12 protein-coding genes are annotated in these 9,497 nt (G+C 62.3%); 3 read left to right on the top strand and 9 right to left on the bottom strand.

Annotated elements, in window-relative coordinates; all coding sequences use genetic code 11:
* The 5 genes from EN955_RS31995 to coaD form a co-directional block, all read right to left on the bottom strand.
* Positions 1-549 (bottom strand): S-adenosylmethionine:tRNA ribosyltransferase-isomerase (locus EN955_RS31995; RefSeq protein WP_164769941.1); only part of this gene is annotated, 549 nt, incomplete at its 3' end.
* On the bottom strand, positions 549-998 hold the full coding sequence (locus EN955_RS31990) for a DMT family transporter (protein WP_024503506.1): 450 nt from the start codon (positions 996-998) through the stop codon (positions 549-551). The genes EN955_RS31995 and EN955_RS31990, both read right to left, overlap by 1 nt.
* A 12-nt stretch (positions 999-1,010) precedes the next feature.
* Positions 1,011-1,523 carry a peptidylprolyl isomerase gene (locus EN955_RS31985; RefSeq protein WP_013531825.1) on the bottom strand — a complete coding sequence of 171 codons (513 nt, stop codon included), beginning with the start codon at positions 1,521-1,523 and terminating at the stop codon, positions 1,011-1,013.
* Between the two features lie 40 nt (positions 1,524-1,563).
* Positions 1,564-2,058, bottom strand: a complete 495-nt coding sequence (locus EN955_RS31980; protein WP_224619653.1) for a peptidylprolyl isomerase — start codon at positions 2,056-2,058, stop codon at positions 1,564-1,566.
* A gap of 109 nt (positions 2,059-2,167) precedes the next feature.
* On the bottom strand, positions 2,168-2,668 hold the full coding sequence (coaD, locus tag EN955_RS31975) for a pantetheine-phosphate adenylyltransferase (RefSeq protein WP_024503508.1): 501 nt from the start codon (positions 2,666-2,668) through the stop codon (positions 2,168-2,170).
* 322 nt (positions 2,669-2,990) lie between these two features.
* Between coaD and EN955_RS31970 the strand changes: the two genes are divergently transcribed.
* Positions 2,991-3,143, top strand: coding sequence for a hypothetical protein (locus EN955_RS31970; protein ID WP_081714296.1), 153 nt, complete (start codon positions 2,991-2,993; stop codon positions 3,141-3,143).
* A gap of 69 nt (positions 3,144-3,212) precedes the next feature.
* On the opposite strand, the gene gyrA is transcribed toward EN955_RS31970, so the two are convergent.
* Positions 3,213-6,014: a DNA gyrase subunit A gene (gyrA, locus tag EN955_RS31965; protein WP_013531829.1), complete on the bottom strand. Its 2,802-nt coding sequence runs from the start codon at positions 6,012-6,014 to the stop codon at positions 3,213-3,215.
* Positions 6,015-6,234: 220 nt separating this feature from the next.
* Entirely contained in the window at positions 6,235-7,056 is an 822-nt protein-coding gene (locus EN955_RS31960; protein WP_024503509.1) for an AraC family transcriptional regulator, read from the bottom strand.
* Between the two features lie 86 nt (positions 7,057-7,142).
* Between EN955_RS31960 and EN955_RS31955 the strand changes: the two genes are divergently transcribed.
* Together EN955_RS31955 and EN955_RS31950 are read left to right on the top strand one after the other, a co-directional pair.
* A complete protein-coding gene (locus EN955_RS31955) occupies positions 7,143-7,673 on the top strand; it encodes a hypothetical protein (protein WP_024503510.1) in 531 nt (176 codons plus the stop codon).
* 160 nt (positions 7,674-7,833) lie between these two features.
* A complete protein-coding gene (locus EN955_RS31950; protein WP_013531832.1) occupies positions 7,834-8,463 on the top strand; it encodes a MarC family protein in 630 nt (209 codons plus the stop codon).
* A 33-nt stretch (positions 8,464-8,496) separates the two neighbouring features.
* On the opposite strand, the gene EN955_RS31945 is transcribed toward EN955_RS31950, so the two are convergent.
* Positions 8,497-8,922, bottom strand: a complete 426-nt coding sequence (locus EN955_RS31945) for an OsmC family protein (protein ID WP_024503511.1) — start codon at positions 8,920-8,922, stop codon at positions 8,497-8,499.
* Positions 8,923-9,057: 135 nt separating this feature from the next.
* On the bottom strand, positions 9,058-9,497 hold a 440-nt coding region (gene ssb / locus EN955_RS31940), incomplete at its 5' end, for a single-stranded DNA-binding protein (protein WP_127223532.1).

Raw genomic sequence — 9,497 nt, 5'->3', positions numbered from 1 at the left:
GCTTGCATAGATGGTCTGGTAATCGGCCCGGTCGCGTTCGTCGTCGTCGCGTTTCGAGGCGATATAGGGCGGCAGCGGAATATGGCCTACCGCGTGCAGCGCCTCGTCGAGGAACGGCCCCGACAGATCGAAGCCAAGCAGCGCCTCGCCGCCCTCGCCTTTCTCGATCACCGTGGCGTCGAGCTGACCGAGGAAACAGGAATTGCCGTCATGGCCGAAATGGATGCGGTCGCCGGCGGCAATGCGCTTGCCCGGCCGCATGAAGGCCAGCCAGCGGTCCGGCGCCATGCGCATATGCAGCGTGGCTTCGACCTGCGCCGTCGCCTCGCCCCGCCGCCTTATGCCTTTGAGTTGCGCCGGAATGACCTTGGTGTCGTTGAACACCAGCACGTCGCCGGCACTGAGCAAGGACGGCAGGTCGCCAACCGTCCGGTCCTCGAGCCCTTCGCCGGGCTTGACCAGAAGCATCTTGGCGCTGTCACGCGGCTGCGCCGGGCGGAGCGCGATGCGCTCCTCCGGCAGCTCGAAGTCAAAGAGATCGACGCGCATCAGTAGAGCCGGACGAGCAGCGCTCCGGCCAAGAGCAGCACCGCGCCGGCAACGCGTCCCAGCGAGATTTCACGCACCGCGACGCCGAGGAAGCCGACGCGGTCGATGAGCATGCCGGCCAGCAACTGGCCGGCGACCAGAAACGCCATCAGCGCGGCAGCACCTATGCGTGGCGTCAGGATCGTCGACAGCGTGACATAGAAACCGCCGAGCATGCCGCCGGCCACGAACAGCCAGGGCGCCGGCGCTTTCCAGTCGAGCGAGACCCCTTGCAGCTTCACCACCGTAACGGAGATAATGCCGAGCACGATCGCGCCCGACAGGAACGAAAACGCAGCCGCCGCGACCGGGAGACCCAGGCCGCGCGCCAGCTGCGAATTGATCGGCGCCTGAATGGCAATGAAGGCGCCGGATAGGATGCCGAGAAGCGACCAGACGACGCCCATCATTGTCGTTTGCCCTTACTTGACGTCGGCCGCGACCTTCAGCGACACGATCTTGTCGGGATCCTGCACCGGCTCGCCGCGCTTGATCTTGTCGACATTGTCCATGCCTTCGATGACCTGGCCCCAGACCGTGTATTGGCGGTTGAGGAAGGCGGCGTCGTCGAAGCAGATGAAGAACTGCGAATTGGCCGAGTTCGGGTTCTGCGAACGGGCCATCGAGCAGGTGCCGCGGCCATGGTTGGCGTTGGAAAATTCGGCCTTCAGGTCCGGCTTCTCAGAGCCGCCCATGCCCGCACGGGACGGCGCGAAGGAAGGCTTGCTCGAATTGCCGAACTTGACGTCGCCGGTCTGGGCCATGAAGCCTTCGATGACGCGGTGGAAGACCACGCCGTCATAGGCGCCTTCCCTAGCCAGTTCCTTGATGCGGGAGACGTGGCCCGGCGCCAGGTCGGGGAAAAGTTCGATGACGACCGTGCCCTTGGTCGTTTCCATGATGAGCGCGTTCTCGCGGTCCTTGATTTCGGCCATGTCAGATATCCTTTTGAGAAAACAGAGTTATTTGACAATTTTACTTGTCTGCGGCGATGCGCACCTTGATCATCCGGTCGGGGTCGGAGACCGTGCCGTTATCCGCCTGGTCGCCCTTCTTGATGTGATCCACCAGTTCCATGCCGCTGACGACATTGCCGACGATGGTGTACTGGCCGTCGAGCGGCGGTGCCGGAGCGAACATGATGAAGAACTGCGAATTGGCCGAATTGGGGTCCTGCGAGCGGGCCATGCCGACCACGCCGCGCTTGTAATGTTCGGTCTGCGAGAATTCGGCCGGCAGGTCGGGCAGGTCGGAACCGCCGGTGCCGACGGCCTCGGCGCTGAAACCCTTCTTCATATTGCCGAACTTGACGTCGCCGGTCTGCGCCATGAAGCCGTCTATGACGCGGTGGAAGGCGACGTTGTCATAGGCGCCTTGGCGCACCAGCTTCTTGATCTGCTCGACATGCTTTGGCGCCAGATCGGGCCGAAGCGCAATGGTGACGTCTCCGTCCTTCAGCGTGATGACCATGGTGTTTTCCGGGTCGGCGGCGAAGGCCGAGACCGATGCGGTCACAAGGCCGGCAAGCACAACGAGGAACGAGGCGAGCTTTTTCAGCTGCATATCTATCTCCGGAATCTTATTTCGCGAATTTGGCGGTGAGCGCACCGGCAACCGCCGCCGGCACGAAGGGGCGGATGTTGCCTCCCATAGAGGCAATCTGGCGGACAAGTGTGGCGGTAATGGTGCGCACGGACGGGCTGGCGAACAGAAAAACCGTCTGCAACTCAGGTGCCATAGTCTCGTTCATGCCGGCCATCTGCATCTCATAGTCGAGGTCGGTGCCGTCGCGCAGGCCGCGGATCATGATCGAGGCGCCGTGCTTCCTGGCGGCGTCGATGACCAGCCCGTCGAAGGCGACGACCTTGATACGGGCACCATCGCTGCCGAATTCCGTCTTCGTCGCCGTCTCGATCAGCTTCACCCGCTCCTCGAAGGAAAACAGCGGCTGCTTGCCCGGATGGATGCCGATCGCCGCATAGACGATGTCGGCCACGGCCAGCGATGCCTTCAGCACATCGAGATGGCCGTTGGTCAGCGGGTCGAAGGAGCCGGCATAGAGGGCAATGCGTTCGGTCATGGCAGGTGCTTCTAATGCATGATCCCAAAAAGTGGAAACCGGTTTTTGCGGACAAACGGTTTTTCGTTTGTCCTAGAGATCATGCTCAAATGAAAGCTAGAGCCTGTTCCATCTTCCGTCCACCAAGATGGAACAGGCTCTAGCGAGCCTCTCTCGCAAAGGCAAATCCGATCGGCGCGCCGGCCGTGAACCTTTTCCGGCACATGAACGACAGATGAACACGCTGATCACGAAGCCTTCACGCAGCGTTCACTAGGTTGCACCTTAATTAGATGAAACCAAAATCCCATCTATCCGTTGTTAGGCGCAGGAGAACACGCACATGCTGATCTACATGCTCGCCACCGCAATGACCGTCGCCATGCTGATCGCCACCGTATTTGGGCTGCATCAGGAGGCACAACGCATCCGCGTCAAGGCAAACACCAAGCGCTTCGAAGGCTTCGGCCCGCGTAAGCCATATCGCCACTACTGATAAAGCCTGAACTTGCTGCCGCGCCGGCCAGCTGGCCGGCGTTGCCATGTCACAACCTGGGTGCCGGACTTAGTCCGCACCCTCCGGACCGGCGTCAGACGCCGCAGCGGCATCGGCACCGCCCTCGACGGTCTCTTCGCTTTCTTCGTCCGCTTGCGGTTCAGAGATCCGCTCGACCGAAACCACCTTTTCGCCTTCAGCCGTGTTGAAGATGGTCACGCCCTTGGTGGCGCGGCTGGCGAAACGAATGCCGTTGACCGGCACCCGGATGACGGTGCCGCCGTCCGACACCAGCATGATCTGGTCGTCATTGCCGACCGGGAAGGTCGCCACCAGCCTGCCAATCTCGGCCGCCTTCGACACGTCGGTGGCGCGGATGCCCTTGCCGCCGCGTCCGGTCAGCCGGAAATCATAGGACGACGAACGCTTGCCGTAGCCGAATTCGGTCACCGTCAGCACGTACTGTTCGTGCGCCTTGAGTTCTTCGTATCGGCTGTCGGAAAGCTCTGTCTCCTCGCCGATCTCCTCATTGGTCAGCGCGATCTCTTCCTCTTCTCCGGCCGTTTCCGTGGCAAGCCGCCGCTCCGCCGCCGCGCGCTTCAGGTAAGCGGCGCGTTCCGCCGGCGAAGCATCGACATGCTCGATCACCGACATCGAGATGATGCGGTCGGTCTCGGCCATGGTTATGCCGCGCACACCGACCGAATTGCGGCTCTGGAAGACGCGCACGTCGCCGACGGAGAAGCGTATGCACTGGCCGGAACTGGCGGTCAGCAGCACGTCGTCCTTGTCGGTGCAGGTTTCGACGCCGAGGATCTCGTCGCCTTCTTCCTCCAGCTTCATGGCGATCTTGCCGTTGCGGTTGACCTGGACGAAGTCGGATAGATCGTTGCGGCGCACGGTGCCGCGCGTGGTGGCGAACATGACGTAGAGTTCGCCCCAGCTGGCCTCGTCCTCGGGCAGCGGCATGATGGTGGTGATGCGCTCGCCCTGCTCCAGCGGCAGCATGTTGATCAGCGCCTTGCCGCGTGACTGCGGATTGCCGATCGGCAGCCGCCAGACCTTTTCCTTGTAGACGATGCCGCGCGAGGAGAAGAACAGCACCGGCGTATGGGTGTTGGCGACGAACAGTCGGGTGACGAAATCCTCTTCCTTGGTCGACATGCCGGAGCGGCCTTTGCCGCCGCGGCGCTGCGCCCGGTAGAGCGACAGCGGCACGCGCTTGATGTAGCCGGAATGGCTCACCGTCACGACCATGTCTTCGCGCTGGATCAGATCCTCGTCTTCCATGTCCGAACCGCCGTCGGTGAGCTCGGTGCGGCGCGGCGTGCCGAACTCGTCGCGCACGGCGGCAAGCTCGTCCTTGACGATCTGCTGGACGCGTGCGCGGGAAGACAAAATGTCCAGATAATCGATGATTTCGGCGCCGATCGTGTTCAACTCGTCGGCGATCTCGTCGCGGCCGAGCGCGGTCAGGCGCTGCAGGCGCAGCTCGAGGATGGCGCGCGCCTGCTCCTCGGACAGATTGTAGGTACCGTCCTCGTTGATCCGGTGGCGTGGGTCATCGATCAGGAGGATCAGAGATTCCACGTCGCCAGAGGGCCAGCGCCGCTCCATCAACTGCTCACGCGCCGTCTGCGGATCCGGCGCGGTGCGGATCAGCTTGATGACTTCGTCGATGTTGGCGACTGCGATAGCGAGACCGACCAGCACATGGGCGCGATCGCGCGCCTTGCGCAGCAGGAACTTCGTCCGCCTTGTGATCACCTCCTCGCGGAAGGCGACGAAAGCCTTCAGCATATCGGTCAGGTTCATCACTTCCGGCTTGCCGCCATTCAGCGCCACCATATTGGCGCCGAAAGAGGTCTGCAGCGGCGTGAAGCGGTAGAGCTGGTTGAGAATGACGTCGGCAACGGCGTCGCGCTTCAGCTCGATGACGACCCGGTAGCCCTGGCGGTCGCTCTCGTCGCGGATATCGGAAATGCCTTCGATGCGCTTGTCGCGCACCAGCTCAGCCATCTTCTCGATCATCGACGACTTGTTCACCTGGTAGGGAACTTCGGTGATGATGATGGACTCGCGGTCGTTGCCGCGCTGTTCGATGTTGACGCGCCCGCGCATGACGATGGAGCCGCGGCCGGTCGAATAGGCGCTGTAGATGCCCGAACGGCCAAGCACGATGCCACCGGTCGGAAAATCAGGGCCAGGAATGATCTCCATCAGCGCCGGCAGGTCGATCGCCGGATTGTCGATGATGGCGATGGCGCCATTGCAGACTTCACCGAGATTGTGCGGCGGGATGTTGGTCGCCATGCCGACGGCGATGCCGCCCGAGCCATTGACCAGAAGGTTGGGAAAACGTGCCGGCAGAACCTTAGGTTCGCTGCCGGAAGCATCATACGTGTCCTGGAAATCGACGGTATCCTTGTCGATATCCTCCAGGAGCTCGTGCGCGACCTTGGTCAGCCGCGCTTCCGTGTAGCGCATCGCCGCAGGCGGATCGCCGTCGATGGAGCCGAAATTGCCCTGCCCGTCGATCAACGGAACGCGCAACGACCAGTCCTGCGCCATGCGCACCAAGGCGTCATAGATGGAAGCATCGCCATGCGGATGGTATTTACCCATCACGTCGGCGACAGGACGCGCCGACTTCACATATTTGCGGTTCCAATGGTAGCCGCTCTCATGGGCGGCGAAGAGAATGCGGCGATGCACCGGCTTCAGGCCGTCGCGCACGTCCGGCAGCGCACGGCTGACGATCACGCTCATGGCGTAATCGAGATAGGAGCGCTGCATCTCCTCGACGATGGATATCGGCTCGATGCCGGTGGGGCCGCCGTCGGCGCCGCGCGGTGTCTTCTGGTCGGTCAAATCGGATCACAATCTAATCAGGAATCACTTGGTGCTTATATAGGAAGCAAGCCCGAAACTCCAACCTTCACGGCACTTTTCCAGTGTCATTTTTGATGGTAATTTCAAATGGATACCGATGATTGCGACGATATGGCCAAGGCGGTTTTCGCCGCCCTGACGCAAAAGCCTGCGTGTCTGCCTTGCGGTGCACCGGGCCGATTCACCAAGCAGAAACGACCTATGCGCCACGGCGGCTGCGATACTGGCTTGGCGTCTGCCCCATGATCCGCCGAAAACGACGATTGAAGGTCGACAGATCGCTGAAGCCAGCGCCGAAAGCGATCGCGGAAACCGTATCGTCCGACATGCGTAGCCGCACCGCGGCCCTGTGCAATCGCGTCTTGAGCAGGAATTGGTAGGGGGTCATGCCCGCCACCTGCCGGAAGATGCGCAGGAAATGATACGGACTGGTCGCCGTCTCATCGGCAAGTGCTGAAAGCGAGATCGGCCCGTCTGCATCGAGTTCGATGCGCCGCACAGCTTCGGCAACCCGTTTTTGATCGCGGCGTCTCGGCGCGCGCCTGACATGCGTAGCGCCGGAGGCTGTAGCCACGGCAGCACCGGCCATGCGCAGGGAAAGTTCCTCGAAGGCGTCGATGTCGGCCATCTCGCGAGCGGTTTCCGCCTCGGCCAGGAGTGGCGCCAGGACCGGCAAAGGCGGCAGGCGCGCCGCCTCGAAAGCCAGCTTCCTGGCGCCCGGCACGCCAGCCGCGATCCGCTCCATGTAGGACGGCCTGAAATGGAACGAGAGGCAACGATCGCCGCCGCCATGCTCGTGCCCGCATTCGTAACATGTGCCGGGATTGCCGAGCAGGAGCGCGCCGGGCGCCAGCATCGCCGTTCCTTGTTGGGCGCGGTAGCGGAACGTGCCGCTGGTGACTGCAGCCACACAGAAATCCTGATGCGCCTCCTCGAACGGCCGGCCGGCGCCGGCCGTGCAGATCACATCCGTCACATGCCAACCGGCTCCGGATGCGAGACTATGCGTGGTCGTCGTCATGGTCGAAATATAGCAATTTTTCCCAAGCCCAGAACCCCGTAACCGCCTATTCCCTCCCAATCTCCTGACAAGAAGAGGCCACAACCATGTTCGATCAATCTTCGTTTGCCGATGCCCTGCATAGCCCCGGACCGATCGAAGGCCTTGCCGAAAAACTGAGCCTTTACGGCCGCTTCGTCGGCGCCTGGACTTTCGACGCCTCGCGCCACCTCGAGGACGGAACGGTGCTGACAGGGCGCGGCGAGGTGCATTTCGGCTGGGTGCTGGAAGGCCGGGCGATCCAGGACGTCTGGATCCTGCCCGCGCGGGACACTGGTTCCCAGCCTTCGCTCGGCAAATGGACTTTTTACGGCACGACACTGCGCGTCTATGATCCCGGCGCGGATGCCTGGCACATCTTCTGGAGCGACCCGCGCAACCAGTATTTCAGCCGCCAGCTCGGCCGCGCCGAGGGCGACACGATCGTGCAAGTGGGCACCGACGGCACCGGCAGCTCAGTACGCTGGGGCTTTTCACGCATCACCGAAAACGCCTTCCGATGGCTGGGCGAGCGCTCGCACGGCAATGGCGCGACATGGCGGCTGGAGGTCGAGTTCCTGGCGCGCCGAGCGGTTTGATCGCCGAAGAATGCAGCAGCCTGGAATAAAAGCGTCGCGACCCTTTGCGCCCTCCGCTGTCTCGCCGGCATCAACCACTTTCTCACGAACAGTTCCCACCGAACGGGCTTTGCTCTACCAATTATCCTGGTACGGGCACGGCCCGGCGGGAGGGTCAGAGATGCCGAGTTTCGACAGCCTGTTCAACGCGTTCGTCACCATTCTCGTGACCATCGATCCGCCCGGCCTGGCGCCGCTGTTCCTCGCCGTGACGCGCGGCATGAACCGCGAGGAGCGCCAGCAGGTTTCCGTCCGCGCCTCGATCATCGGTTTCCTGGTGATGGCGCTGTTTGCGGTTGCAGGCGCCTCGATCCTGTCGGTGTTCGGCATCACGCTGCCGGCTTTCCGCGTCGCCGGCGGCTTCCTGCTGTTCTTCATCGCCTTCGAAATGGTGTTCGAGCGCCGGCAGGACCGCAAGGAAAAGATCGGCGACGTCGCCATCACCAAGGACATGATCCACAACATCGCCGCCTTCCCGCTGGCAATCCCGCTGATCGCGGGTCCCGGCGCCATTTCGGCAACTGTGCTGCTCTCAGGTTCCTTTCAAGGCTTCGCGGCGCAGGCGGCGCTGGTCGGCATCATCTTCGTCTGCCTTGCCATCACCTATCTGGTGTTCGTGCTGTCGGAACGCATAGACCGCATCCTCGGCCAGACCGGCCGCTCGATCCTGACCCGCCTGCTCGGCGTCATCCTGGCAGCACTGGCCGTGCAATTCGTCGCCGACGGCATCAAGGCGCTGATAGCGGGCTGACAGGCTGACGCGGCGAGAATCTCAAAGCCGGCTCTATCTCGCCGTCGTGTCGACGACCTCGAAATCGTGGGCAATCGTGGCGGTCTTGGCAAGCATCGCGGAGGCCGAGCAATATTTTTCGATCGAAAGGTCGATCGCGCGTTTCACCTTGTCGCTGGAGAGTTGCCTGCCCTTGACGACGAAATGCATATGAATGCGGGTGAACACTCTGGGTTCGGTTTCCGCCCGGTCGGCCTCGAGCTCGACAACGCAGTCCTCGACCGCCTCGCGCCCCTTTTCGAGGATGTGCACGACATCATAGGCCGAACAGCCGCCGGTGCCGATCAGCACCAGCTCCATCGGGCTCGGTCCCGGCGTCCTGCCTTCCGGTCCGGGCGCGGTTCCCAGCACCAGTTTGTGGCCGCTACCAGACTCGCCGACGAAGGTGCGTTCCTCGACCCATTTTACGCGTGCTTTCATCGAACTCGTCCTTCGCCATATTTCGTTGATCGCCATGTCAGCGTTCAGTTCGACAATGCAAAACCCCGAAAGTCCATGAGGGACTCTCGGGGCGCAATGTTTGACTTAAGCCAAAAATAACATCTGCAGTTGCGATCAGAACGGGATTTCGTCGTCCAGTTCGCGCGACGAACCGCCACCGCCGCCGCTCTTGGCACCGCCACCACCGCGATTGAAGCCTTCGCTCGGGCTGGACTGGCCGAAATCGGAACCACGGCTGCTGCCGCCACCGGCATAGCCGCCAACCTGGCCGCCTTCACCCTGCCCGCGCGCGTCGAGCATCTGCAGCTCACCGCGGAATTTCTGCAGCACGACTTCCGTCGTGTACTTGTCGGCGCCGGTCTGGTCCTGCCATTTGCGCGTCTGCAGCTGGCCCTCGACATAGACCTTCATGCCCTTCTTCAAATACTGCTCCGCCACCTTGGCGATGCCCTCATTGAAGATGACGACGTTGTGCCATTCGGTCTTTTCCTTGCGCTCGCCGGAATTCTTGTCGCGCCAGCTTTCCGACGTCGCAATGCGAATGTTGACGACCG

The sequence above is a fragment of the Mesorhizobium sp. M7A.F.Ca.CA.001.04.2.1 genome (assembly GCF_003998485.1).
Taxonomy (GTDB): Bacteria; Pseudomonadota; Alphaproteobacteria; order Rhizobiales; family Rhizobiaceae; genus Mesorhizobium; species Mesorhizobium ciceri.
The sequence above is the reverse complement of the archived record's forward strand: the minus strand, read 5'-3'. Positions and strand labels throughout refer to the sequence as shown.

Bases quoted from the DNA above. Each gene is read 5' to 3' on its own strand.
- EN955_RS31990 (WP_024503506.1), bottom strand. From the start codon at position 998: ATGATGGGCGTCGTCTGGTCGCTTCTCGGCATCCTATCCGGCGCCTTC.
- EN955_RS31985 (WP_013531825.1), bottom strand. From the start codon at position 1,523: ATGGCCGAAATCAAGGACCGCGAGAACGCGCTCATCATGGAAACGACC.
- EN955_RS31980 (WP_224619653.1), bottom strand. From the start codon at position 2,058: ATGGTCATCACGCTGAAGGACGGAGACGTCACCATTGCGCTTCGGCCC.
- coaD (WP_024503508.1), bottom strand. From the start codon at position 2,668: ATGACCGAACGCATTGCCCTCTATGCCGGCTCCTTCGACCCGCTGACC.
- EN955_RS31970 (WP_081714296.1), top strand. From the start codon at position 2,991: ATGCTGATCTACATGCTCGCCACCGCAATGACCGTCGCCATGCTGATC.
- EN955_RS31960 (WP_024503509.1), bottom strand. From the start codon at position 7,056: ATGACGACGACCACGCATAGTCTCGCATCCGGAGCCGGTTGGCATGTG.
- EN955_RS31955 (WP_024503510.1), top strand. From the start codon at position 7,143: ATGTTCGATCAATCTTCGTTTGCCGATGCCCTGCATAGCCCCGGACCG.
- EN955_RS31950 (WP_013531832.1), top strand. From the start codon at position 7,834: ATGCCGAGTTTCGACAGCCTGTTCAACGCGTTCGTCACCATTCTCGTG.
- EN955_RS31945 (WP_024503511.1), bottom strand. From the start codon at position 8,922: ATGAAAGCACGCGTAAAATGGGTCGAGGAACGCACCTTCGTCGGCGAG.